This is a genomic window from Xenophilus azovorans DSM 13620 (genome assembly GCF_000745855.1).
GTDB classification, from domain to species: Bacteria; Pseudomonadota; Gammaproteobacteria; order Burkholderiales; family Burkholderiaceae_C; genus Xenophilus; species Xenophilus azovorans.
Window position 1 is genome coordinate 39906 of the sequence record NZ_KN050766.1, and the last position, 22118, is coordinate 62023.

General features: G+C 69.4%; 25 protein-coding genes. 13 read left to right on the forward strand and 12 right to left on the reverse strand.

Annotated features, from left to right (window positions below; translation table 11 throughout):
• Window positions 1–364: 364 nt before the first annotated feature.
• The 3 genes from Q392_RS26610 to Q392_RS26620 all read left to right on the forward strand — a co-directional run bounded on the left by Q392_RS26610 (window position 365) and on the right by Q392_RS26620 (window position 2792).
• Window positions 365–997 (forward strand): superoxide dismutase, encoded by a 633-nt coding sequence (locus Q392_RS26610; protein WP_038215849.1) that lies wholly within the window; start codon window positions 365–367, stop codon window positions 995–997.
• Window positions 998–1042: 45 nt separating this feature from the next.
• Window positions 1043–1963, forward strand: a complete 921-nt coding sequence (locus Q392_RS26615; RefSeq protein WP_038215852.1) for a ZIP family metal transporter — start codon at window positions 1043–1045, stop codon at window positions 1961–1963.
• A 130-nt stretch (window positions 1964–2093) separates the two neighbouring features.
• A complete protein-coding gene (locus tag Q392_RS26620) occupies window positions 2094–2792 on the forward strand; it encodes a DUF937 domain-containing protein (protein WP_038215856.1) in 699 nt (232 codons plus the stop codon).
• Window positions 2793–2852: 60 nt separating this feature from the next.
• Here Q392_RS26620 and Q392_RS26625 read toward each other — a convergent pair whose 3' ends face one another.
• Window positions 2853–4286: an aldehyde dehydrogenase family protein gene (locus Q392_RS26625; protein ID WP_038215859.1), complete on the reverse strand. Its 1434-nt coding sequence runs from the start codon at window positions 4284–4286 to the stop codon at window positions 2853–2855.
• A 136-nt stretch (window positions 4287–4422) separates the two neighbouring features.
• On the opposite strand from Q392_RS26625, the gene Q392_RS26630 reads away from it, so the two are divergent.
• The 3 genes from Q392_RS26630 to Q392_RS26640 all read left to right on the forward strand — a co-directional run bounded on the left by Q392_RS26630 (window position 4423) and on the right by Q392_RS26640 (window position 5708).
• A complete protein-coding gene (locus Q392_RS26630) occupies window positions 4423–4788 on the forward strand; it encodes a hypothetical protein (protein ID WP_211260321.1) in 366 nt (121 codons plus the stop codon).
• The gene (locus Q392_RS26635; protein ID WP_038215865.1) at window positions 4775–5008 is read left to right on the forward strand and encodes a hypothetical protein; all 234 of its coding nucleotides are present in this window, start codon (window positions 4775–4777) and stop codon (window positions 5006–5008) included. The genes Q392_RS26630 and Q392_RS26635 overlap by 14 nt, the downstream gene beginning before the upstream one ends.
• Before the next feature lie 121 nt (window positions 5009–5129).
• Window positions 5130–5708: a hypothetical protein gene (locus Q392_RS26640; RefSeq protein ID WP_051953994.1), complete on the forward strand. Its 579-nt coding sequence runs from the start codon at window positions 5130–5132 to the stop codon at window positions 5706–5708.
• On the opposite strand, the gene Q392_RS26645 is transcribed toward Q392_RS26640, so the two are convergent.
• Together Q392_RS26645 and Q392_RS26650 are read right to left on the reverse strand one after the other, a co-directional pair.
• A complete protein-coding gene (locus Q392_RS26645; protein ID WP_038215868.1) occupies window positions 5701–6090 on the reverse strand; it encodes a nuclear transport factor 2 family protein in 390 nt (129 codons plus the stop codon). The genes Q392_RS26640 and Q392_RS26645 overlap by 8 nt on opposite strands.
• 10 nt (window positions 6091–6100) lie before the next feature.
• Complete coding sequence (locus Q392_RS26650) at window positions 6101–8230, reverse strand: sodium-translocating pyrophosphatase (RefSeq protein ID WP_051953995.1); 2130 nt, start codon at window positions 8228–8230, stop codon at window positions 6101–6103.
• 260 nt (window positions 8231–8490) lie between these two features.
• On the opposite strand from Q392_RS26650, the gene ppa reads away from it, so the two are divergent.
• Window positions 8491–9018, forward strand: coding sequence for an inorganic diphosphatase (gene ppa, locus Q392_RS26655; RefSeq protein ID WP_038215872.1), 528 nt, complete (start codon window positions 8491–8493; stop codon window positions 9016–9018).
• Between the two features lie 48 nt (window positions 9019–9066).
• On the opposite strand, the gene Q392_RS31545 is transcribed toward ppa, so the two are convergent.
• From Q392_RS31545 to Q392_RS26670, 3 genes are read right to left on the reverse strand one after another with little or no spacing between them, the layout of a single operon-like run.
• Complete coding sequence (locus Q392_RS31545; protein WP_211260322.1) at window positions 9067–9453, reverse strand: FHA domain-containing protein; 387 nt, start codon at window positions 9451–9453, stop codon at window positions 9067–9069.
• A 52-nt stretch (window positions 9454–9505) separates the two neighbouring features.
• Window positions 9506–10741, reverse strand: a complete 1236-nt coding sequence (locus Q392_RS26665) for a GNAT family N-acetyltransferase (protein WP_038215875.1) — start codon at window positions 10739–10741, stop codon at window positions 9506–9508.
• Window positions 10741–11685: a DMT family transporter gene (locus Q392_RS26670; RefSeq protein WP_051953997.1), complete on the reverse strand. Its 945-nt coding sequence runs from the start codon at window positions 11683–11685 to the stop codon at window positions 10741–10743. The genes Q392_RS26665 and Q392_RS26670 overlap by 1 nt, the downstream gene beginning before the upstream one ends.
• Window positions 11686–11795: 110 nt before the next feature.
• Here Q392_RS26670 and Q392_RS26675 point away from each other — a divergent pair, with 110 nt between their 5' ends.
• Window positions 11796–12134, forward strand: coding sequence for a P-II family nitrogen regulator (locus Q392_RS26675; RefSeq protein WP_038215878.1), 339 nt, complete (start codon window positions 11796–11798; stop codon window positions 12132–12134).
• Between the two features lie 21 nt (window positions 12135–12155).
• On the opposite strand, the gene Q392_RS26680 is transcribed toward Q392_RS26675, so the two are convergent.
• Genes Q392_RS26680 through Q392_RS26705 form a run of 6 tightly spaced genes read right to left on the reverse strand, consistent with a single transcriptional unit; the run spans window position 12156 to window position 15470 of the window.
• Window positions 12156–12785, reverse strand: a complete 630-nt coding sequence (locus tag Q392_RS26680) for an LOG family protein (protein WP_245610836.1) — start codon at window positions 12783–12785, stop codon at window positions 12156–12158.
• A 14-nt stretch (window positions 12786–12799) separates the two neighbouring features.
• The gene (locus Q392_RS26685; RefSeq protein WP_038215884.1) at window positions 12800–13210 is read right to left on the reverse strand and encodes a diacylglycerol kinase; all 411 of its coding nucleotides are present in this window, start codon (window positions 13208–13210) and stop codon (window positions 12800–12802) included.
• The gene (locus Q392_RS26690; protein ID WP_084217434.1) at window positions 13207–13785 is read right to left on the reverse strand and encodes an RDD family protein; all 579 of its coding nucleotides are present in this window, start codon (window positions 13783–13785) and stop codon (window positions 13207–13209) included. Before Q392_RS26690 ends, Q392_RS26685 begins: the two co-directional genes overlap by 4 nt.
• A 30-nt stretch (window positions 13786–13815) precedes the next feature.
• Window positions 13816–14469, reverse strand: coding sequence for a DUF3106 domain-containing protein (locus tag Q392_RS26695; protein ID WP_084217435.1), 654 nt, complete (start codon window positions 14467–14469; stop codon window positions 13816–13818).
• Between the two features lie 3 nt (window positions 14470–14472).
• Entirely contained in the window at window positions 14473–14901 is a 429-nt protein-coding gene (locus Q392_RS26700) for a DUF3619 family protein (RefSeq protein ID WP_038215890.1), read from the reverse strand.
• Window positions 14898–15470, reverse strand: a complete 573-nt coding sequence (locus Q392_RS26705) for an RNA polymerase sigma factor (protein ID WP_038215892.1) — start codon at window positions 15468–15470, stop codon at window positions 14898–14900. Before Q392_RS26705 ends, Q392_RS26700 begins: the two co-directional genes overlap by 4 nt.
• A 265-nt stretch (window positions 15471–15735) precedes the next feature.
• Here Q392_RS26705 and Q392_RS26710 point away from each other — a divergent pair, with 265 nt between their 5' ends.
• The 5 genes from Q392_RS26710 to leuA all read left to right on the forward strand — a co-directional run bounded on the left by Q392_RS26710 (window position 15736) and on the right by leuA (window position 22079).
• Window positions 15736–17511 carry an acetolactate synthase 3 catalytic subunit gene (locus tag Q392_RS26710; RefSeq protein ID WP_038215894.1) on the forward strand — a complete coding sequence of 592 codons (1776 nt, stop codon included), beginning with the start codon at window positions 15736–15738 and terminating at the stop codon, window positions 17509–17511.
• A gap of 116 nt (window positions 17512–17627) precedes the next feature.
• On the forward strand, window positions 17628–18119 hold the full coding sequence (ilvN, locus tag Q392_RS26715; RefSeq protein WP_038215896.1) for an acetolactate synthase small subunit: 492 nt from the start codon (window positions 17628–17630) through the stop codon (window positions 18117–18119).
• 117 nt (window positions 18120–18236) lie between these two features.
• Window positions 18237–19253 carry a ketol-acid reductoisomerase gene (gene ilvC / locus Q392_RS26720; RefSeq protein ID WP_038215898.1) on the forward strand — a complete coding sequence of 339 codons (1017 nt, stop codon included), beginning with the start codon at window positions 18237–18239 and terminating at the stop codon, window positions 19251–19253.
• 105 nt (window positions 19254–19358) lie between these two features.
• The gene (gene pssA / locus Q392_RS26725) at window positions 19359–20183 is read left to right on the forward strand and encodes a CDP-diacylglycerol--serine O-phosphatidyltransferase (protein ID WP_038217175.1); all 825 of its coding nucleotides are present in this window, start codon (window positions 19359–19361) and stop codon (window positions 20181–20183) included.
• A 189-nt stretch (window positions 20184–20372) separates the two neighbouring features.
• Window positions 20373–22079 (forward strand): 2-isopropylmalate synthase, encoded by a 1707-nt coding sequence (gene leuA, locus Q392_RS26730; RefSeq protein ID WP_038215900.1) that lies wholly within the window; start codon window positions 20373–20375, stop codon window positions 22077–22079.
• The last annotated feature ends 39 nt before the right edge of the window (window positions 22080–22118 follow it).

Below are 22118 nucleotides of genomic sequence, written 5' to 3' on the forward strand. Positions count from 1 at the left end.
GGCCGAGGAACTGCTGGACGGCCCGCTGCTGGTGCAGCGCCCCGACGACTGCCTGGCCGCCCTGGTCGTCTCCCACCACAACCTGGCCGACCTGTACTGCCACCGCGGCCAGGCCGCGCAGCGATCGACCACCTGTGCCAGGCGCATGCGCTGCTGCTGCGCCTGGGCGGCGACGCGCACGTGCCGCCCGACGTGCGCCAGGCCGCCTGGCGCCACCTGCGCGAGGCCCGCGCCGAACTGCTGGCCTGGCAGCGCGAGCGCAGGCCGGAGCCGGCCATCGAGGCCGCGCTGCACCTGCCTGGGCCGCTGCTGCAGGCCGGCCCGTCCATGCACCTTCACTGACACCCGCAACCCAAGGAGAACCATGCCCTACACGCTGCCCCCGCTGCCTTATGCCTTCGACGCGCTCGAACCGCACATCGACGCCCAGACGATGGAGATCCATCACACCAAGCACCACCAGACCTACGTCAACAACCTCAACGCCGCGGTCAAGGACACGCCGCACGACGGCGAGCCGGTGGAGCGCCTCATCGCCGACCTGGAGCGCCTGCCCGAAGGCATCCGCACGGCCGTGCGCAACAACGGCGGCGGCCATGCCAACCACAGCCTGTTCTGGACCGTGATGGCGCCGGCCGGGCAGGGCGGGGGCGGCGCGCCGTCGGGCGAACTGGCGCAGGCGATCGACGCCGACCTGGGCGGCCTCGACGCCTTCAAGGATGCCTTCACCAAGGCCGCCCTGACGCGCTTCGGCAGCGGCTGGGCCTGGCTGGTGGTGGGTGCCGGCGGCAAGCTGGCGGTGGAAAGCAGCGGCAACCAGGACAGCCCGCTGATGGCCGGCATCGGCTCCGGCGCCACGCCCATCCTGGGCCTGGACGTGTGGGAGCACGCCTACTACCTGAAGTACCAGAACCGGCGGCCGGACTACATCGCCGCCTTCTACAACGTGGTGAACTGGGCCGAAGTGGCGCGGCGCTTCGCCGCGGCGCGCGGCTGACGCGCCGGTTCGCGCCCGATGCCGCCCCGCCAGGAGAGTGAACCGATGGACGAGACACCGACTGCCCGCAGCACGCAGCCGCCGCGCCCGCCGCTGACGGTCCGCGAATGGCTGGGCCTGGCCATCGTGGCCGCCGGCGCGCTGGTGCTGGCGGCGGAGTTCTGGCGCTTCGTCACGGCGCGCCCGGTGGTCTGGGATGCCCTGGTGGGCGGCTCGGCGGCCGCGCTGGCGACGGCCCTGGGCACGCTGCCGGTCATGTTCTCGCAGCGGCTGTCGGAGCGCGTGCAGGACACGCTGTTCGGCTTCGGCGCCGGCGTGATGCTGGCCGCCTGCGCCTTCTCGCTGATCATCCCGGGCCTGGAGGCGGCGCGCGCGCAGGGCATGGGCAGTGCATGGGCCGCCGGCGGCGTGATCGGCGCGTCCATCCTGCTGGGCGGCGCGGCGCTGATGCTGATGGACAGGCTGCTGCCGCACGAGCACTTCATCAAGGGCCGCGAGGGCATGGACGGGCAGGCGGTGCGCAAGCTGCGGCGCACCTGGCTGTTCGTCATCGCCATCGCGCTGCACAACCTGCCCGAGGGGCTGGCGATCGGCGTCGGCTACGCCGGCAACGACGGCCTGCGCGCCGACGCGCTGGCCACCGGCATCGCCATCCAGGACGTACCGGAGGGCCTGGTGGTCGCCGTGGCGCTGCTGGCGGCCGGCTACCCGCGCGCGCTGGCGGTGGCGCTGGGCATGGCCTCGGGCCTGGTGGAGCCGCTGGGCGCGGTGCTCGGCGCGGCCGTCATCGGCTGGTCGGCCGCGCTGCTGCCCTGGGGCCTGGGCTTCGCGGCCGGTGCGATGCTGTTCGTCATCAGCCACGAGATCATCCCCGAGTCGCACCGCAAGGGGCACGAGGCCTTCGCCACCAGCGGGCTGATGCTGGGCTTCGTGCTGATGATGCTGCTGGACACGGCGCTGGGTTGAACGGCGCGGCAATCTGCGGCTTTTTCATCGCTTCGGGCGCAGGATTGGCCGGCGGCGGCCCTGGGCTGGCTACGATGGCCGCCCCGGGCCGCGCCGCGGCCCCGTTCCGCACTTGCGAGGATTGCCTGCCATGAACGCTTCCGACTCCCTCACCGACGACCTCTTCAGCCAGTTGCTGCAGGGCGGTGCGCCGCAGCAGATCGCCGGCCAGATCGGCGCCGACGCGGACCAGACGCGCGACGCCATCGGCGCGGCGCTGCCGATGCTGCTCGGCGCGCTGGGCCGCAACGCCCAGCAGCCGCAGGGCGCGGCCGACCTGTTCGGCGCCCTGCAGCGCGACCATGCCGGCGAGGGCAGCATGGACCTGGGCAGCCTGCTGGGCGGCCTCATGGGCGGCGGCGCGGGCGCGGCGGCGGGCGGCATGGGCGGGCTGGGCGACCTGCTGGGCAGCGTGCTGGGCGGCGGCGGTGCGGCGGCCGGCCGTCAGCTCGACGGCGGCGGCATCCTGGGCCACATCTTCGGCGACGCCCAACCCCGCGCCGAGAGCGGCCTGGGCCAGGCGACCGGCCTGGGTGCCGGCCAGGCCGGCCAGCTGCTGAAGATCCTGGCGCCCATCGTCATGGCCTTCCTGGCCAAGCGGGCGAGCTCCGGCGGCATGGATGCCGGCAGCCTGGGCGGCATGCTGGGGCAGGAGTCCAGCCGCATCCAGAACCAGGGCGGCCTCGGCGGCGGCCTGCTGGGCGCGGTGCTGGACCAGAACGGCGACGGCCAACTCGACCTGGGCGACCTGCTCAAGATCGGCGGCAGCCTGCTGGGCGGGCGGCGCTGACCGCTGCCGCAGCAAAGACAACGGCGCCCTCGGGCGCCGTTTTTCGTTGCGCGGGCGGTCTCAGCCGTGCCGCACCGCCACCGTCTTGAGCGTGGTGAAGCCGTACAGCGCCTCGAAGCCCTTCTCGCGCCCGTAGCCGGAGGACTTGACGCCGCCGAAGGGCAGCTCCACTCCGCCGCCGGCGCCGTAGTTGTTGATGAAGACCTGGCCGCTTCGCACCCGCTTGGCCATGCGGAACTGGCGCCCGCCGTCCTGCGTCCAGACGCCGGCCACCAGGCCGAACTGGGTGGCGTTGGCCAGCTCGACTGCTTCGTCCTCGCCCTGGAAGCTCATCGCGGCCAGCACCGGGCCGAAGACTTCCTCCTGTGCCAGACGGTGCTTGACGGGCACGTCGCGCAGCAGGGTGGGGGCCTGGTAGAAGCCGGTCTCAGGCGCTTCGTCGACGACCTGGCCCTGCGCCACCACCGGGATGTCGGCCGCGTGAGCATCCGAGAGGAAATCCCACACCCGCTGCTGCTGGCTCTGGCGGATCAGCGGCCCCACGTCCAGATCCATCGCCGCCGGGCCCACGCGCAGCGCCTCGAAGGCCTTGGCCAGGCGCTCCAGCATCAGTTCGTAGATCTCGCGCTCGATCAGCACCCGCGAACCGGCCGAGCAGGTCTGGCCCGCGTTCTGCACGATGGCGTTGATCACCACCGGCAGCGCGGCACCCAGGTCGGCGTCGGCGAAGATGATCTGCGGGCTCTTGCCGCCCAGCTCCAGCGTCACCGGGCAGTGCCGTTCGGCCGCCACCTGCTGGATCAGCGTGCCCACCTTCGGGCTGCCGGTGAAGCTGATGTGGTCGATGCCCGGGTGCCGCGCCAGCGCGTCGCCCACCTCATGACCGTAGCCCGTCACGATGTTGATGGCGCCGGGCGGGAAGCCAGCCTCCGCCGCCAGCTGCGCCACGCGGATCAGCGAAAGGCACGCGTCCTCGGCCGGCTTCACGACACAGCAGTTGCCCGCGGCCAGCGCCCCGCCCACGCTGCGGCCGAAGATCTGCATCGGGTAGTTCCAGGGAATGATGTGCCCCGTCACGCCGTGCGGCTCGCGCCAGGTGAAGACGCTGTAGCCCTCCTGGTAGGGGATCGTCTCGCCGTGCAGCTTGTCGCAGGCGCCGGCATAGAACTCGAAGTAGCGCACCAGCGCCAGCGCGTCGGCGCGGGCCTGCTTGGTCGGTTTGCCGCAGTCGCGCTGCTCCAGCGCCGTCAACTCGTCCGCATGCTCGGCCACCTTGCGCGACAAGGCGTACAGCAGGCGGCCGCGCTCGGCGGCGCTGAGTCGGCTCCAGGGCCCTTCGAAACATTCGCGCGCGGCCCGGACGGCGGCGTCGATGTCCGCCACGTTGCTGCGCTGCAGCTCGTCGAAGGGCTGGCCGTCGGAGGGGTCGAGCACGGGCAGGGTGCGGCCCGAAGCCGAGGGAACGTTCGTGTTGGCGATGTAGTTGAGCTGCATGGGGCCGGATTGTGCGGGAGGGCCGGCCGGCCTGCCGGCGCGGCCGGCGGCGACAGACTCCCTCTTCCTGACGGGATTTTTTGCCGGGTCAAAGGCGGGTCTTGCAAAAAAGACCGAAAATCACCACATGCCGTGCATGAACGCCAATTCCACACCACGTGCCGGGCGCGACCTGGCCGTGACGGCGACCCTCGCACGGTTGCTCGAGCGGCTGGAGCACAGCGTCCAACCCGTCGACCCGGTGCAGTATCGCTCCGTCGTGCTGCATCTGGTGCATGAGTTCGAGGACCTGCCCTCCGAAGAGCTCAAGCCTGTCCTGGACGCTTTTCCCGCCGCCTCCGAGCTCTACGAGAACCTTCATTACCAGCACGCCGGCCTGTGTCGTTCGGGCCTGGACAGCGCCATGGGCGCCGAACTCCAGGCGCGCCAGGTCATCGAGCGCGCCCGCGCGCAGGCGGCTGGACCCAACACGTCGAGGAAAGGGACCGATGTCCAGCACTGAAGTCAAGACCACCGTCAGCGAGGGCGGCCTGCGCTACAAGTCCAAGGCGCCGGGCTCGCCGTTCAAGGCCTCGTCCTCGTTCAGCGGTGCCACCATGTCCTGCTTCCTGTGCGGCAAGCACCGCCCGCGCTCGCTGATGCAGACCAAACGCGTGCTGGGCAAGGCCCAGCCCGTGTGCGCACCCTCCTGCAAGGAACTGGACGAGCAGCTCAAGGGCTGAGAGCGCCCGCCCCCGTCGGGGGAGTGAGAACTATTGGCTGTCTACCCGTCGGTAGGCAAGTTGGCTACAGTTGGCAACAAAGAGGTGCCCATGGCACCACAGTGTTTTCCAAGGTGATTCAGTGGCCAAGACACGCCAGGTGATCATGCAGGTCCTCACCCGCTCGGGTGAGGAATGGAACCATGTCGAGTTCACGCTCGACGACCACTTCGCCGAGCGCCTGCGCCAGCTGCGCACGCTGGTGCCGCCGCTCAACAACCTCAATCGCAACCGCGACCTGGTCATCGACAAGGTGCGCGTGCGGCTGCCTTCGGCGGTCTGGCGCTGCGGCGGGCCGGGCGAAGGGGCCACCGAGGTCGACGGCTCGTCGATCGTCGTCGCTGCGGAGGGCTTCTTCAACTGCGGCGGCAAGAAGCGCAGCAGCCGCGAGAAGCTGGTGACCTACACCTTCCCGATCGCGCGCCTGATCGAGCTGCACCTGGAGCGGCCCGACGGCGAGGCCTTCTTCCTGCGCAACGGCCTGTTCACCAACGACGAGCCGGCCCATTCGTCCGCCGGGCGCTGGGTGGCCTCGCTGCACGTGCCCGAGCAGGCAGCCGTTCCGGTCACGGATTTCGACACGATGCCCGGATCGCCCGTGCCGCTGGCGCACCCCCGGCGCTCGGAGGACGGGCCCGCGCCGGTGCGCGTGCTCAACTGAGCGTCGGCGCGGCGGGGCCAGGCCGCATCTGGGCCGGGTCGTAGAAAAACTCCTCCTGCGCGATGCGGTCGCCTTCCCAGCGCTGCCAGGCCAGTTCCTCCAGCCGCGTGCGGCGGCCGTCCTTGCCGGTGAACTCGAACACCCAGCGCACCACCACGTGGTCGCCCTGGACGAACACCGGCCGCACGCAGGTGGTCTCGACGCGGGCCGTGCGGTCGAGCACGGCCCGTTCGTGGGCCATCAGCACTTCGCGCCCGCGCCGGGGCTCGGCCTGGTTCTCGCGCATGGAGGCATCCGCGGCATAGAAGTCCTCGATCGCCTTCACGTGGTCGCCGCCCTCGACGGCGGCGATGAAGGCCTCGACGCGTTCGATGCTCGGCACGGCGTCCGGCTCACTTCCCCGTGCCGGCGGCCGGGGCGACGGCCGCCGCCGGGGCCGCGGCAGGCGGATGCGTCATGGCGGCGGCATCGCCGGCATGGAACTTCACCACCAGCGGCACGATGAGCAGCGCCACGATGTTGATGATCTTGATCAGCGGGTTCACCGCCGGGCCGGCGGTGTCCTTGTAGGGGTCGCCCACCGTGTCGCCGGTGACGGCGGCCTTGTGCGTCTCGCTGCCCTTGCCGCCGAAGTGGCCGTCCTCGATGTACTTCTTGGCGTTGTCCCAGGCGCCGCCGCCGGTGCACATGCTGATGGCGACGAACAGGCCGGTGACGATGGTACCCATCAGCAGGCCGCCCAGCGCCTTCGGCCCGAGCACCAGGCCGACGACGATCGGCACCAGCACCGGCAGCAGCGAGGGGATCATCATCTCCTTGATGGCCGCGCCGGTGAGCATGCTCACCGCCTTGCCGTATTCGGGCTTGCCGGTGCCTTCCATGATGCCCTTGATCTCGCGGAACTGGCGCCGCACTTCCTCCACCACGCTGCCGGCGGCGCGGCCCACGGCCTCCATCGCCATGGCGCCGAAGAGGTAGGGGATCAGGCCGCCGATGAACAGGCCCACGATCACCATCGGGTCCGACAGATTGAAGTCGATCGCCTGGCCGTAGGTCTCCAGCTTGTGCGTGTAGTCGGCGAACAGCACCAGCGCCGCCAGGCCGGCCGAGCCGATGGCGTAGCCCTTGGTCACGGCCTTGGTGGTGTTGCCCACGGCGTCCAGCGGGTCGGTGATGTCGCGCACGGAGGAGGGCAGTTCGCTCATCTCGGCGATGCCGCCGGCGTTGTCGGTGATGGGGCCGTAGGCGTCCAGCGCGACCACGATGCCGGCCATGGACAGCATGGCCGTGGCGGCGACCGCGATGCCGTACAGGCCCGCGAGCGCGTACGACGCGATGATGGCGATGCACACGAAGATCACCGGCCAGGCGGTGGAGCGCATCGACACGCCCAGGCCCGCGATGATGTTGGTGCCGTGCCCGGTGGTGGAGGCCTGCGCCACGTGCTGCACCGGCTTGTACTGCGTGCCGGTGTAGTACTCGGTGATCCACACCAGCGCGGCGGTGAGCGCCAGGCCGACGAAACAGGCGCCGAACAGGCGAATCTGGCTGCCGGTCTCGCGCACCGCGTTGTCGGGCACCAGCCACGCCGTCACGAACCAGAAGGCGATCAGCGACAGGATGCCCGCGATCGCCAGGCCCTTGTACAGCGCCGGCATCACGTTCTTCATGCCCGGCGAGGCCTTGACGAAGAAGCAGCCGATGATCGACGCGATGATCGACACGCCGCCCAGCGCCAGCGGGTAGAGCACGGCGTTGACCGGCGCCGCCGTCACCATCAGCGCGCCCAGCACCATGGTGGCGATCAGCGTGACGGCGTAGGTCTCGAACAGGTCGGCCGCCATGCCGGCGCAGTCGCCCACGTTGTCGCCCACGTTGTCGGCGATCACGGCGGGGTTGCGCGGGTCGTCCTCGGGGATGCCGGCCTCCACCTTGCCCACCAGGTCGGCGCCCACGTCGGCGCCCTTGGTGAAGATGCCGCCGCCCAGCCGCGCGAAGATGGAGATCAGCGAGGAGCCGAAGGCGAAGCCGATCAGCGGATTGAGCGCCTGCGAGCTCGTGGCGGCGGTGCCGCCCAGGAACCAGTAGAAGCCCGCCACGCCCAGCAGCCCCAGGCCCACCACCAGCATGCCGGTGATGGCGCCGCCGCGGAAGGCGACGTCCAGCGCCGGCCCGATGCCCTGCGTGGCTGCCTGCGCCGTGCGCACGTTGGCGCGCACCGAGACATTCATGCCGATGAAGCCGCAGGCGCCCGAGAGCACCGCGCCGACCACGAAGCCGATGGCCGTGGTCACGTCCAGGAACAGCCCGATCAGCACCGCCAGCACGATGCCGACGACGGCGATGGTGGTGTACTGCTTGGCCAGGTACGCCGATGCGCCGGCCTGGATGGCCGCCGCGATCTCCTGCATGCGGGCGTTGCCCGCGTCTTTCGAAAGAATCCAGCTGCGCGCCCAGATGCCGTACGCCACGGCCACCAGGCCGCAGACGATGGCGAGGACGAGAGGGGTGTTGCCGGTCATGCCACGAATCTCCTCGGTTGTTTGCACACAAACAGAAGCGGAGACGCCAGCATCCAGCCCGGTGTGCAACGCGATGGGCCGATGCTGCCGCCGCGTTGCTTCCTCGAGCCCCTGTGCGCGGACAGGGTGCCGATTGGCCAACGCGACGAATTTACCGTCAAAACCGTGACATCGTGCGGGGGCCGTGTGGCACGGTCGCTAAACTCCGGGTTTGTCCCCATGCGGCCGCGGCCGTGCCTTCCCACCAAAGACAACACATCATGGCTTTCGACAAAGTCTCCCCCGGCAAGAAGCTCCCCGACGAATTCAACGTGGTCATCGAGATCCCGATGAACGCGGATCCGATCAAGTACGAAGTGGACAAGGAGTCCGGCGCGATCTTCGTGGACCGCTTCATGACCACCGCCATGTACTACCCGACCAACTACGGCTACGTGCCGCAGACGCTGTCGGGCGACGGCGACCCGGTGGACGTGCTGGTGATCACGCCGTACCCGCTGCATCCGGGCGTGGTGGTGACCTGCCGCGCGCTGGGCATCCTGAAGATGGAAGACGAGGCGGGCATCGACGGCAAGGTGCTGGCCGTGCCCACCGACAAGATCCTGCCGATCTACAGCCACTGGAAGAAGGTGGACGACGTGAACCCGATGCGCCTGAAGGCCATCAGCCACTTCTTCGAGCACTACAAGGACCTGGAAGCCGGCAAGTGGGTCAAGGTGCTCGGCTGGGAAGGCGTGGAGGCCGCCCACAAGGAGATCGCCGACGGCGTGGCCGCCTACAAGAAGTAGGAAGACCAAAGGAAAAGAGCGCCGAGGCGCTCTTTTTTCATGGCGGCCTCAGCCGCCGGGCCGGGACGCCGGCCTCTGCCGTTCCGGTTGGCTCAACCTGCCGGGCGCGGCGACCAGGCGCAAGGCTTCCGCGGCGTCCAGTTCGCGGTCGCTGAAAAGGATGCGCAGCGTGCATTCGGCCACGCGCAACCGGTCGCCGTCCGCCAGCGCGCACTGCGTGATGCGCTTGCCGTTGACGAAGGTGCCGTTGTGGCTGTCGAGGTCGCTCAGGCGCAGGGTGTCGCCTGCCTGCTCGAGCAGCGCATGGCGGCGGCTGACCAGCGGGTCGTCGATCACCAGGTCGCAGCCCGGCATGCGGCCGATGCTGAACGGCAGGCCGTTCACCGGCGCTTGCCGGGTGCTTCCGTCGGGCAGGAGGAGGATCAGGCGGGGCATGGCATGGGGCCGGAGCGGCATCCGATTGTGGTCCAGCCGATGCGCCCCTGCATCAGCCCTTGAAGGGGTTGCGCTCCTCCAGATGGGTCATGTAGTGCCCGATGCCGGCGTCTTCGCGCGCCAGGAAGCGCTCCACCGCCTCGGCGAAGGCCGGGTGTGCCAGCCAGTGGGCGCTGGTGGTGCGCACCGGCATCAGGGCGCGGGCCATCTTGTGCTCGCCCTGCGCGCCGCCCTCGAAGCGCCGCACGCCGTGCGCGATGCACCATTCGATGGGCTGGTAGTAGCACGCCTCGAAGTGCAGGCAGTCCACCCGCTCCAGCGCGCCCCAGTAGCGGCCATAGGCGACGGCAGGGCTGCCCTCGCGCTCCTCCAGCGCGATCAGGCTGGCGGCGATGCGGCGGCCTTCGCGCTCGGCGATGAACAGCAGCCAGGCCTCCGGCATCTGCGCCGCCTGGCGGCGGAAGAAGTCGCGCGTGAGGTAGGGCGGGTTGCCGTGCTCGCGGTAGGTGCGGGCGTAGCAGCGGTAGAAGAAGTCCCAGTCGGCTTCGCCGATGTCGGCGCCGCGTGCCCAGCGGAAGCCGACGCCGGCCTCGCGCACCTTGCGCCGCTCCTGGCGAATCTTCTTGCGCTTGTCGTGCGAGAGGGCGGCGAGGAAGGCGTCGAAGTGGGCATACCCCCCGCCGCCGCCGGGCCGTCCCAAGGCGGCGAGCGCCCCCTCGGGGGGCAGCGAACCCAGCGAAGCGGGGAGCGTGGGGGCCACATTGTTCCAATGGAACTGCACGGTGTGGCGCAGCATCAGGCCGGCCGCCTGGCAGGCGGCGATGTCCTCGTCGTCGCCGAAGAGCAGGTGCAGCGACGACAACTCCATCTGCCGGCACCACTGCACCAGGCCGTCGACCAGCAGCACGCGGTGCTCGGCGTCCACCGCCAGCAGCCGAGCGCCGGGCACGGGCGTGAACGGCACCGCGCACACGGCCTTGGGGTAGTAGGCCAGGCCATGCTCTTCGTAGGCGTTGGCCCAGGCCCAGTCGAAGACGTATTCGCCGTAGGAATGACTCTTGACGTAGAGCGGGCAGGCGGCCTGCAGCGCCTCGCCGCGCCAGAGGGTGGCGAAGGCCGGCGCCCAGCCGGTGTCGGCCGTGGCGCTGCCGCTGGCATGCAGCGCGTCGAGGTAGGCGTGGCGCATGAACGGGGTGGGCTCGGCTTGGCGCGCCAGCAGCGCGTCCCACGCCGCGGCGTCGATCTGCGCCGGATCGATGTGGATGCGCAGGACCGGCTCGGCGGCCATCAGGCGGCTCCGGTGGACCGTGCGCCGAGCCGCTCGGCGATCCAGATGCCGCCCAGCACCAGCGCCAGCGCGACCGCGTGGTAGAGCGCCAGCGGCTCGCCCAGGATCAGCACCGCCAGCAGCGGCCCGAACACCGGCGTCAGGTTCAGGAACACGCCCGCCCGCGCCGCGCCGATGAGGCTGACCGCCTGGATGAAGGTGATCTGCGAGACGAAGGAGGGGAACAGCCCGACGAACAGCATCAGCGCCCAGCCCTTGAGCGTCGGCATGAAGAAGTGGCCGGTGGCGATCTCGGCCGCCAGCAGCGGCAGCGAGGCCAGCGCCGCTACGCCCGCCACCGCGGCGAAGAAGACGATCGGCGGCACCGCCGGACGCCAGCGCAGGCCCAGCATGTAGCCGGCGTACAGCAGCGAGGCGATCACCATCCACACGTCGCCGATGTTGAAGGCCAGCCCGGCGAGCACCGCCCACTGCCCGCGCGAGGCGATCACCACGATGCCCGCCAGGGTGACCAGCACGCCCAGCGACTGCAGCGGCGTGACGCGCAGGCGCAGGAACAGCACCGCGCCGAGCAGCACCAGCACCGGGATGGTGCCCTGGATGATCGCGATGTTGATGGCGGTGGTGTGGTGCGCGGCGGCGTAGAAGAGGGCGTTGAAGGCCGTGAAGCCGCTCACGCCCATCACCGAGAGGTAGCGCCAGCGCGGCTTGAGCACGGGCCAATGCGCCGCCACCTGCCGCCGGGCGGTGAACCACAGCGCCACGCAGCAGATGCTCCAGCGCGCAGTGGTCAGCATCATGGGCGAGATCTCGCCCACCGCCAGCCGCGCGGCGACGGCGTTGCAGCCCCAGATGAGGGTGGTGAAAACGAGCAGGAGCCCGGCCTGCCCGTTGAACCAGTGCAGAAGCGGCCCGAACGGCGCCGTCGGTGTGGAGGAACGCATGGGCCGCCGAGCGTACCAGCGGCCCGCGCTGCGCGTCGGCCCGCGGGTTTTGGCGTTAACCTATCGCCAGTCTCCCTGCATCAACCGAACCGAGAAAGAGCCAGCCGCCCATGAAGCAGATCACCGCCATCGTCAAACCCTTCAAGCTCGACGACGTGCGCGAGGCGCTGGCCCAGGTCGGCGTCTCGGGCCTGACGGTCACCGAGGTCAAGGGCTTCGGCCGCCAGAAGGGCCACACGGAGCTGTACCGCGGCGCCGAGTACGTGGTCGACTTCCTGCCCAAGATGAAGATCGAGGTGGTGGTGTCGGATGCCGACGTCGACCGCTGCGTGGAGGCGATCGTCTCGGCCGCGCGCACCGGCAAGATCGGCGACGGCAAGATCTTCGTCACGAACGTGGAGCGCGTGGTGCGCATCCGCACCGGCGAGGAGGACGACGGCGCGATCTGACGCCCGCCCCGGCGGAAGGCGTCAGACGACCTGCGCCAACTGGTCGCCGCGCGGGTGGGCGGCGGCCTCGGTGCGCAGGGCCTCCAGCAGCGCCTCGGGCTGGGTGCCGGTGCGCACCAGGTCCATCTGCCATTCGCCCATGAAGCCGGCACGCACGCTGCCGGCGAGGAAGGACAGCAGTCCTTCGTAGTAGCCCGCCACGTCGAGGATGCCGACGGGCTTGTCGTGGTAGCCCAGCTGGCGCCAGGTCCAGATCTCGAACAGCTCCTCGAAGGTGCCGATGCCGCCGGGCAGAGCCAGGAAGGCGTCGGCGCGCTCGCCCATCATGGCCTTGCGTTCGTGCATGGTGTCGACCACGTGCAGTTCGTCGCACAGCGGGTTGGCCAGTTCGCGGTCCACCAGCGCCTTCGGGATGATGCCGACCACGCGGGCGCCCGCCGCGCGCGCGGCTTCGGCGACGGTGCCCATCAGGCCGGTGCGGCCGCCGCCGTAGACCAGCTGGCCGCGCTGGCGGCCGATCCAGGTGCCGACGGCGGTGGCGGCCGCGGCATAGGCCGTGTCGGCGCCGGCGCGCGAACCGCAATACACGCAGACCGAGAAGCGGGAAGAAGACGAAGAAGAGGAGGAGGTCATCGGAGATTCGGGAACCATGCGCGCCCCTTCGCTCAGGACGCGAGAAAGCGCTGCCACAGCGCCGCCAGCCAGATGCAGGCGGACAGCAGCGAGGCCAGGAACACTGCCGCGCTGCCCATGTCCTTGGCGCGCTTGGACAGGTCGTGCCATTCGGGGCCGATGCGGTCGATGGCCGCCTCCACCGCCGTGTTCAGCAGCTCCACGATCATCAGCAGCACCACGCTGCCGGCCAGCAGCGCCACCTCGGCCCAGTCGCGGCCCAGCCAGAAGGCCAGCGGCACCAGGACGACCGCCAGCAGCGCCTCCATGCGGAAGGCCGGCTCGCCCCAGCCGGCCCGCAGGCCGTTGAGCGAGTAGCCCGCGGCGTGCCACAGGCGGTTCAGGCCGCGCCGGGACTTCTGCGGGTTGACGACGGCCGGCTCGGTGGGCAGCGGGGTGCTCATCGGCGGCCCCCTTCGCTGGACACCAGCCGCGTACCGGCCCAGGCGTCGTGCCAGAACTGGCGCTGCGGGTGGAAGCGCGCCAGCAGCGCCCAGATGGCGATCCAGCCGATCAGCAGCACCGTCTGCTGCCCGGCCGACATCGGCACGCCCGAGGCCCAGATGCCGGCCAGCGGCGGCAGGAACCAGACCCACGAGAGCACGTAGCGCAGCAGCGCGCGCGGCTGGGTCAGCGGGCGGCCGTGGCGGTCGACGACGCGGATGTGCCAGGTCTTCATGGCCAGCGTCTGGCCGCGGGACCAGAACCAGGTGAAGTAGATGCCGATGACGACGAACAGGAAGGCCTGCTGGCCGTGGCGGTTCTGCAGGCCGTGCCGGGTCTGGGTGAGGGCGCTGAACAGGTAGTCCGCGACGAAGACCACGGCGAACATCAGCATGCCTTCGTACAGCCAGCAGGCCATCCGCCGCCATAGGCCGGGCGTCTTCAGGTCGGGTGCGGCGGGTGTGGTGCCGGCGGCGTCCGGGGCAGGTGGCGGTCGGGTGGTGGGGGAGTCTGGCGGCGAGGTGCGCGGAAGCATCCCCGCATTCTCGTGCACCGGCAGCACCGGCTAGCGGGCGGGCCGGTCCGCTCCGCCGGCGGGCGCCAGCAGGGGGCCCTGCACGGGCGGCGGCTCCAGCTGGATGCGCGGGGCGCTGCGGGGATCATGCAGGGCGTCGGCCGGCACCGGCGCCAGCTTGCGAGCAGGCACCGGACGCACCGGCATCGCGGTGGTGGCGGGCACGGCGGCGGCGCTGGCCGCCAGCCGGCGCCGCTCTTCCTCGCTGAGCGCCTGGTAGGCCTCCCACTTCGCCTTGCGCTCGTCCGGGGGGGCCAGCCGCCTGATTTCGGCGAAGTTCAGGCGCGCTCGCGCCCGCTGGCGTGGGCTGAGGGTGCTCCATTCGGTCATGCGGCTGTGCATCGTGGCCTGCTCTTCCGCACTCATCCGCGAGAAGTTGCCCGACAGCGCCAGCCACTTGCGCTTGTGGGCTTCGCCCAGGCTGTTCCAGAGCTTGGCGAGGGGGTGCAGGGCGGCCTGCTGGTCGGCTGTCAGCTCATGCCACAGCGGGCGAGCCGTGGCGCCGCGGGCGGGCTTGGTGCCGCCTGCCTTGGCGGGGCCCGGGGAGGGCGGCCCGGCCAGCGCAGCCGTTCCCCCGCCGAAGGCGAGCAGGCATGCCGCCAGCACGGCGGCGCGCAGCGACGGGCGATGCATCCGCTGGGGCATCGGTCAATGCGCGGCCGCGGCCTCGCGCAGGAGGTACTGCGCGAAGCCCGGATCGGTGTAGGCGGCGGGGGGCAGGTCGTCCGTGAGCAGGGCGGCATCCACATCGGCCATCTCGCTGGCGCGCTGTTCGTCCTGCCAAGCCGAGATGGCGACCAGCCCGACCAGCAGCGCGAGCAGGGGCAGCACCGTCGCCAGCCGGCTCAGCCAGTCGCCCCGCCCCAGCACGGCGGCCGTGCCGGAGCGGCCGGCCACCACGGCGGGTGTGTGCGCCTGCGCCGGCTTGCGCCGCGCCAGCGCCTGCATGCGCGCCGCGCGCAGGCGCTCCGCGACGTCGTGCGGCAGCGCGGCCTCGCCCGTGGACAGGCGGGTGGCGACGGCACGGCCGAAGCGGTCTTCCAGGGCGGCGGAAGAGGGGTTCGATGTCGGGTTCATAGCTGGATTCCCTTGGCCTTGAGCGCCTTGCCCAGGGCATGGACGGCACGCGAACAGTGCGTCTTGACGCTGCCTTCGGAGCAGCCCATGGCGGCAGCCGTCTCGGACACGTCCATGTCTTCCCAGTAACGCAGCAGAAAAGCCTCGCGTTGACGGGCGGGCAGGGCGGCGATTTCGGCCTCGATCGCGTGGAAGACCTGCGCGCGGCGGGTGCTGTCCTCGGCACTTTCCGTCTCGCGGGTGTCCACGGTGGCGGCGAGGCTTTCCAGCAGGTCGAAGTCGGCCGGCCCGTCGCCGTCCCCGCCGTCGAAGTCGCTGAGGTTGGAGAACAGCGCGCGCCGTGTCTTCTGGCGCCTGAACCAGTCCAGCGTGCAGTTGGACAGGATGCGTTGGAACAGCAGGGGCAGCTCGGCGGGCGGCTTGTCGCCGTAGTGCTCGGCCAGCTTCATCATGCTGTCCTGCACGATGTCCAGCGCCGCCTCCTCGTCGCGTACGTGGTAGACGCAGCGCTTGAACGCCCGCTTCTCCACGCTCTTGAGGAAGTCGGAAAGTTCTTGTTCGGTGGCCAAGCGAAAGGGCGCGCGGGCGTGGGGAAGGAGGGGCGGGCACCGTCGGGGGCGGTGCCTCGGCGCGCGAATTATGGCACCCGGCCCCTGAGATCGCCGGCAGCGGTGCCATAATGCAAGGCTTCGCTCAAATGGCAAACGGGTCACTGCCCGGCGGAACATCCTTGCCGCCCATGGTTTTGGCCTCAAGTCCCGACGCGGTCCCACAAGGGCTGGCAAGGGGCACCCAAGGTTTTTCGTTCCCGAAAACTCGAAAGGTTGATCTGACATGGAAATCTCCAAGGCCGAACTCGCCTCTGCCGCCGCGGCCACCGGCAGCCAGACACAGGAACTCATGGGCTCCGAGGTGCTGGTCAAGGCACTGCAGGCCGAAGGCGTCAAGTACATCTGGGGCTATCCCGGCGGCGCCGTCCTCTACATCTACGACGCCCTGTACAAGCAGGACACCATGCAGCACGTGCTGGTGCGCCACGAGCAGGCGGCGGTGCACGCGGCCGACGGCTACGCCCGCGCCACCGGCGACGTCGGCGTGGCGCTGGTCACCTCCGGCCCCGGCCTGACCAACGCGGTCACCGGCATCGCCACCGCCTACATGGATTCGATCCCGATGGTGATCATCGCCGGCCAGGTGCCCACGCCCGCCATCGGGCAGGACGCCTTCCAGGAGTGCGACACCGTCGGCATCACCCGCCCCATCGTCAAGCACAACTTCCTCGTCAAGGACGCGAAGGACATCGCGCTGACGATGAAGAAGGCCTTCCACATCGCGCGCAGCGGCCGTCCCGGTCCGGTGGTGGTCGACATCCCCAAGGACGTCTCCTTCAAGAAGGTGGCCTACCACGGCTACCCCGAGAAGGTGGAGATGCGCTCGTACAACCCGGTGAAGAAGGGCCACGGCGGCCAGATCCGCAAGGCGCTGCAACTGCTGCTGGGCGCCAAGCGCCCCTACATCTACACCGGCGGCGGCGTGCTGCTGGGCAACGCCTGCAACGAGCTGCGCACGCTGGTGGACATGCTGGGCTACCCGGTCACCAACACGCTGATGGGCCTGGGCGCCTACCCGGCGAGCGACCGCAAGTTCCTCGGCATGCTGGGCATGCACGGCACCATCGAGGCCAACAACGCGATGCAGAACTGCGACGTGCTGCTGGCGGTGGGCGCGCGCTTCGACGACCGCGTGATCGGCAACCCGAAGCACTTCGCGCAGAACGAGCGCAAGATCATCCACGTCGACATCGACCCGTCCTCCATCTCCAAGCGGGTGAAGGTGGACATCCCGATCGTGGGCGACGTCAAGGACGTCCTGACCGAGCTGATCTCGATGGTGCGCGAGAGCAGCACCAAGCCCGACGCCGCCACGCTGGCCGACTGGTGGAAGACCATCGAGGGCTGGCGCAGCCGCGACTGCCTGAAGTACGACAGCGACAACAAGCAAGTCATCAAGCCGCAGAAGGTCGTCGAGACGCTGTGGAACATGACCAAGGACACCGAGACCTACATCTGCTCGGACGTCGGCCAGCACCAGATGTGGGCCGCGCAGTACTACCGCTTCGACGAGCCGCGCCGGTGGATCAACTCCGGCGGCCTGGGCACCATGGGCGTGGGCATCCCCTACGCGATGGGCATCAAGCTGGCCAAGCCGGAGGCCGAGGTGTTCACCATCACCGGCGAGGGCTCGGTGCAGATGTGCATCCAGGAGCTGTCCACCTGCCTGCAGTACAACACGCCGATCAAGATCGTCTCGCTGAACAACCGCTACCTGGGCATGGTGCGCCAGTGGCAGGAGATCGAGTACTCCGGCCGCTACAGCCACAGCTACATGGACGCGCTGCCCAACTTCGTGAAGCTGGCCGAGGCCTATGGCCACGTCGGCATGCTGATCGAACGGCCCGAGGACGTGGAGCCGGCGCTGCGCGAGGCGCGCAAGCTCAAGGACCGCACGGTGTTCATGGACTTCCGCACCGACCCCACCGAGAACGTCTTCCCGATGGTGCAGGCCGGCAAGGGCATCACCGAGATGCTGCTCGGCAGCGAGGATCTGTAGACGGACGACCAGCCGGCCTGCTGCGCAGGCACGGCTCCTTTTCGACGAATCTATTGCCCGCCGAGCCTGCGCATTACCGTGCGCAGGGGAGGGCGGCGAAAAGAGGAATCAAGCAAATGAAACACATCATCGCCGTGCTGCTGGAGAACGAACCCGGCGCACTGTCCCGCGTGGTGGGCCTGTTCTCGGCCCGCGGCTACAACATCGAATCGCTGACCGTCGCGCCGACCGAGGACGCGAGCCTGTCGCGGATGACCATCCAGACCACAGGCTCCGACGACATCATCGAGCAGATCACCAAGCACCTGAACCGCCTGATCGAGGTGGTGAAGGTGGTCGACCTGACCGAGGGCGCCTACACCGAGCGCGAGCTCATGATGGTGAAGGTACGCGCGGTGGGCAAGGAGCGCGAGGAGATGAAGCGCATGGTCGACATCTTCCGCGGCCGCATCATCGACGTCACCGACAAGAGCTACACCATCGAGCTCACCGGCGACCACGGCAAGAACGACGCCTTCCTCGACGCCATCGACCGCAGCGCCATCCTCGAGACGGTGCGCACCGGCCCGAGCGGCATCGGCCGCGGCGAGCGGATCCTGCGCGTCTGACGCTTCACTTTGCAGGCTCAGCTCTTCACCCGTTCGGGCTGAGCCTGTCGAAGCCCTGGCAGAGCCCTTCGACAGGCTCGGGGCGAACGGGCATTTGATTCATCACGGAGAACGAACATGAAGGTGTTTTACGACAAGGACTGCGACCTGAGCCTCATCAAGGGCAAGACCGTCGCCATCATCGGCTACGGCTCGCAGGGCCATGCGCACGCGCAGAACCTGAACGACAGCGGCGTGAAGGTCGTGGTCGGCCTGCGCAAGGGCGGCGCCTCCTGGCCGAAGGTCGAGAAGGCCGGCCTGAAGGTGGCCGAAGTGGCCGAGGCGGTGAAGCAGGCCGACGTCGTGATGATCCTGCTGCCCGACGAGCAGATCGCCAGCGTCTACAAGAACGACGTGGCGCCCAACATCAAGGAAGGCGCCTCGCTGGTCTTCGCGCACGGCTTCAACGTGCACTACGGCTTCGTGCAGCCGCGCGCCGACCTGGACGTGTGGATGGTCGCACCCAAGGCCCCCGGCCACACTGTGCGCAGCACCTACACGCAAGGCGGCGGCGTGCCCCACCTCGTGGCCGTGCACCAGGACAAGAGCGGCAAGGCGCGCGACCTGGCCCTGTCCTACGCCATGGCCAACGGCGGCGGCAAGGCCGGCATCATCGAGACCAACTTCCGCGAAGAGACCGAGACCGACCTGTTCGGCGAGCAGGCCGTGCTGTGCGGCGGCACCGTGGAGCTGATCAAGGCCGGCTTCGAGACGCTGGTGGAAGCCGGCTATGCGCCCGAGATGGCCTACTTCGAGTGCCTGCACGAGCTCAAGCTGATCGTGGACCTGATCTACGAAGGCGGCATCGCCAACATGAACTACTCGATCTCGAACAACGCCGAGTACGGCGAGTACGTGACCGGGCCGCGCATCGTGACCGACGAGACCAAGGCCACGATGAAGAAGGTGCTGCGCGACATCCAGACGGGCGAGTACGCCAAGAGCTTCGTGCTGGAGAACGCGGCCGGCGCCCCGACGCTGATCAGCCGCCGCCGCCTGAACGCCGAGCACCAGATCGAGGTGGTGGGCGAGAAGCTGCGCGCCATGATGCCCTGGATCAAGAAGAACAAGCTGGTCGACCAGACCCGCAACTGATCCGGGATTCCCGCCGAAACAAGGGCCACCGCGAAGGCGGTGGCCCTTTTTCGTTGACTACACTGCGTTTCCCCGCGTGCTGCGCGGGTGCTGGAGGCCGATTTCATGCATGACGACACGCCCGCAAGCGAACCGCTTCCACGCAAGCGCCGCAAGGGCATCTACATCCTGCCCAACCTGTTCACGCTGGCCGCGCTGTTCGGCGGTTTCTACGCCATCGTGATGGCGATGAACGGGCGCTTCGACCTGGCCACCATCGGCGTGTTCGCGGCGATGGTGCTGGACAGCCTGGACGGCCGCGTGGCGCGGATGACCAACACGCAGAGCGCCTTCGGCGAGCAGATGGACTCGCTGTCGGACATGGTGTCCTTCGGCGCGGCGCCGGCGCTGATCGCCTACGAATGGTCGCTCAAGGGCATGGGTCGCTGGGGCTGGATCGCCGCCTTCGTCTACTGCGCCTGCGCGGCGCTGCGCCTGGCGCGCTTCAACGTCAACACCGGCGTGGTGGACAAGCGCTGGTTCCAGGGGCTGCCTTCGCCGGCGGCGGCGGCGCTGGTCACCGGCTTCATCTGGCTGGTCACCGACTGGGGCAAGCGCGGCACCGGTGCCTTCGACCTGTCCTGGCAGCACATCACCTGGATCACCTTTTTCTTCACCCTGTATGCCGGGCTGACGATGGTGACCAACGCGCCCTTCTACAGCTTCAAGGACATGCAGGTGAAAAGGAGTGTGCCCTTCGCCACCATCGTGCTCATCGCGCTGGGCATCGCCGTGATCAACATCCACCCGCCGACGGTGCTGTTCCTGCTGTTCGTGGCCTACGGCTTCAGCGGCTACGTGATCTATGCCTGGCGCAAGGCCAAGGGGCATCCGGTCAGCGTGATCAGCGTCTCCACCGACGAGCCCGATGAGCAGGGCCTGCATCGTTGAGAAGATGTGTGCTAAAGTCGCCGCTCCCATGAACGCGATGTCGCTGGCCCTACTACTGATTCCCCCGCACGGGCGGAGGCGGTAGCGCGCACGCGTACACACGCAGACCTCACGGCCCGTTCGCACCAGCAACGGGCCGTTTTGTTTTTGGGTGTTGCTGGTCGGTTCAACCAACGCAGAGAAATCGACATGCTCCAGCAACCCAGCACCAAGTACCGCGCCTTCGCGCCCGTCGGCCTCAAGGACCGCACCTGGCCCGATGCCGTCCTGACCCGGGCGCCGATCTGGCTGTCGACCGACCTGCGCGACGGCAACCAGGCCCTGGTCGAGCCGATGGACGTGGCGCGCAAGATGCGCATGTTCGAGACGCTCGTGGCGATCGGCTTCAAGGAGATCGAGGTCGGCTTCCCCTCCGCCTCGCAGACCGAGTTCGACTTCGTGCGCAAGCTGATCGAGGAGGACCGCATCCCCGACGACGTGACGATCCAGGTGCTCACGCAGGCGCGCGACCACCTCATCGAGCGCACCTTCGAGGCCTTGCAGGGCGTGCCGCGCGCCATCGTCCACCTCTACAACGCCGTCGCGCCGGTGATGCGCCGCGTGGTGCTCGGCCTCGACGAGGACGGCATCGTCGAGCTGGCCGTGAGCCATGCCCGCATGTTCAAGGAACAGGCCGCGCGCCAGCCGGACACGCAGTGGACCTTCCAGTACTCGCCCGAGATGTTCTCGGGCACCGACCTGGCCTTCTCCAAGCGCGTGGTCGATGCGGTGACCGAAGTGTGGGCGCCGACGCCCGCGCACAAGTGCATCGTCAACCTGCCTTCGACGGTGGAGCACTCCACGCCCAACATCTTCGCGGACATGATCGAGTGGATGCATCGCCACCTGGCGCGGCGCGATGCGATCGTCCTCTCGGTCCACCCGCACAACGACCGTGGCACCGGCACGGCGGCCGCCGAGTTCGCGCTGATGGCCGGCGCCGACCGGCTCGAGGGCTGCCTGTTCGGCAACGGCGAGCGCACCGGCAACCTCGACGTCGTGAACGTCGCGCTCAACCTCTACACGCAGGGCGTCTCGCCGGGGCTGGACTTCTCCAACATCGACGAGATCCGCGCCACGGTCGAGCACTGCAACCAGATCCCGGTGCATCCGCGCCATCCCTATGTGGGCGATCTGGTCTACACCTCCTTCTCGGGCTCGCACCAGGACGCGATCAAGAAGGCCTTCGCCGCGCGCAGGGAAGACGAGATCTGGGACATGCCCTACCTGCCCATCGACCCGAAGGACGTGGGCCGCAGCTACGAGGCGGTGATCCGCGTCAACAGCCAGTCGGGCAAGGGCGGCATCTCGTACCTGCTCGAGAGCGAATACGGCCTGGCCTTGCCGCGCCGCCTGCAGATCGAGTTCAGCCAGGCGGTTCAGCGCGTGATGGACACCGAGGGCAAGGAGCTCACCGCCGCCGACATCTGGCAGATCTTCCGCAGCGAGTACCGCATGGGCGCGGAGCACGGCCTGCGCCACCACGTGGTCGAGGCGCACGATGGGGGCGTCGTCTCGATGCACGGCGACCTGGCGTGGGCCGGCGAGGTGCATGCCGTCGAAGGGCGCGGCAACGGGCCGATCGACGCCTTCAGCCGCGCGCTGGAGCGGGCCACCGGCCATGCCGTCCGCGTGATCGACTACCAGCAGCACGCCATCGGCGGCGGCGCCGACGCGCGCTCGGTCGCCTACGTCGAGATGCGGGTGGACGACTCGCAGACGCTGTTCGGCGTGGGCATCGACGCCGACACCACGGCCGCCGCCTTCAAGGCGATCGTCTGCGGCGTGCAGCGGGCGCAGCAGGGCGCCGGCGGCGGGGCACAATCGCAGGTTGCCGAAGAAGCCGTCGCGGCCTGAGCCTGCGCGCAGGGTGGTTCGGACGACACAAAGGAGCAC

Coding starts and splice junctions, on each gene's coding strand:
- Q392_RS26635 (WP_038215865.1), top strand. CDS start 4,775: ATGTCCAGCACTGAAGTCAAGACCACCGTCAGCGAGGGCGGCCTGCGC.
- ilvN (WP_038215896.1), top strand. CDS start 17,628: ATGAAACACATCATCGCCGTGCTGCTGGAGAACGAACCCGGCGCACTG.
- Q392_RS26620 (WP_038215856.1), top strand. CDS start 2,094: ATGAACGCTTCCGACTCCCTCACCGACGACCTCTTCAGCCAGTTGCTG.
- ilvC (WP_038215898.1), top strand. CDS start 18,237: ATGAAGGTGTTTTACGACAAGGACTGCGACCTGAGCCTCATCAAGGGC.
- Q392_RS26650 (WP_051953995.1), bottom strand. CDS start 8,230: ATGACCGGCAACACCCCTCTCGTCCTCGCCATCGTCTGCGGCCTGGTG.
- Q392_RS26680 (WP_245610836.1), bottom strand. CDS start 12,785: ATGGTTCCCGAATCTCCGATGACCTCCTCCTCTTCTTCGTCTTCTTCC.
- Q392_RS26690 (WP_084217434.1), bottom strand. CDS start 13,785: ATGCTTCCGCGCACCTCGCCGCCAGACTCCCCCACCACCCGACCGCCA.
- Q392_RS26695 (WP_084217435.1), bottom strand. CDS start 14,469: ATGCCCCAGCGGATGCATCGCCCGTCGCTGCGCGCCGCCGTGCTGGCG.
- pssA (WP_038217175.1), top strand. CDS start 19,359: ATGCATGACGACACGCCCGCAAGCGAACCGCTTCCACGCAAGCGCCGC.
- Q392_RS26625 (WP_038215859.1), bottom strand. CDS start 4,286: ATGCAGCTCAACTACATCGCCAACACGAACGTTCCCTCGGCTTCGGGC.
- Q392_RS26615 (WP_038215852.1), top strand. CDS start 1,043: ATGGACGAGACACCGACTGCCCGCAGCACGCAGCCGCCGCGCCCGCCG.
- Q392_RS26630 (WP_211260321.1), top strand. CDS start 4,423: ATGAACGCCAATTCCACACCACGTGCCGGGCGCGACCTGGCCGTGACG.
- Q392_RS31545 (WP_211260322.1), bottom strand. CDS start 9,453: ATGCCCCGCCTGATCCTCCTCCTGCCCGACGGAAGCACCCGGCAAGCG.
- Q392_RS26685 (WP_038215884.1), bottom strand. CDS start 13,210: ATGAGCACCCCGCTGCCCACCGAGCCGGCCGTCGTCAACCCGCAGAAG.
- Q392_RS26610 (WP_038215849.1), top strand. CDS start 365: ATGCCCTACACGCTGCCCCCGCTGCCTTATGCCTTCGACGCGCTCGAA.
- Q392_RS26670 (WP_051953997.1), bottom strand. CDS start 11,685: ATGCGTTCCTCCACACCGACGGCGCCGTTCGGGCCGCTTCTGCACTGG.
- Q392_RS26700 (WP_038215890.1), bottom strand. CDS start 14,901: ATGAACCCGACATCGAACCCCTCTTCCGCCGCCCTGGAAGACCGCTTC.
- leuA (WP_038215900.1), top strand. CDS start 20,373: ATGCTCCAGCAACCCAGCACCAAGTACCGCGCCTTCGCGCCCGTCGGC.
- Q392_RS26710 (WP_038215894.1), top strand. CDS start 15,736: ATGGAAATCTCCAAGGCCGAACTCGCCTCTGCCGCCGCGGCCACCGGC.
- ppa (WP_038215872.1), top strand. CDS start 8,491: ATGGCTTTCGACAAAGTCTCCCCCGGCAAGAAGCTCCCCGACGAATTC.
- Q392_RS26675 (WP_038215878.1), top strand. CDS start 11,796: ATGAAGCAGATCACCGCCATCGTCAAACCCTTCAAGCTCGACGACGTG.
- Q392_RS26665 (WP_038215875.1), bottom strand. CDS start 10,741: ATGGCCGCCGAGCCGGTCCTGCGCATCCACATCGATCCGGCGCAGATC.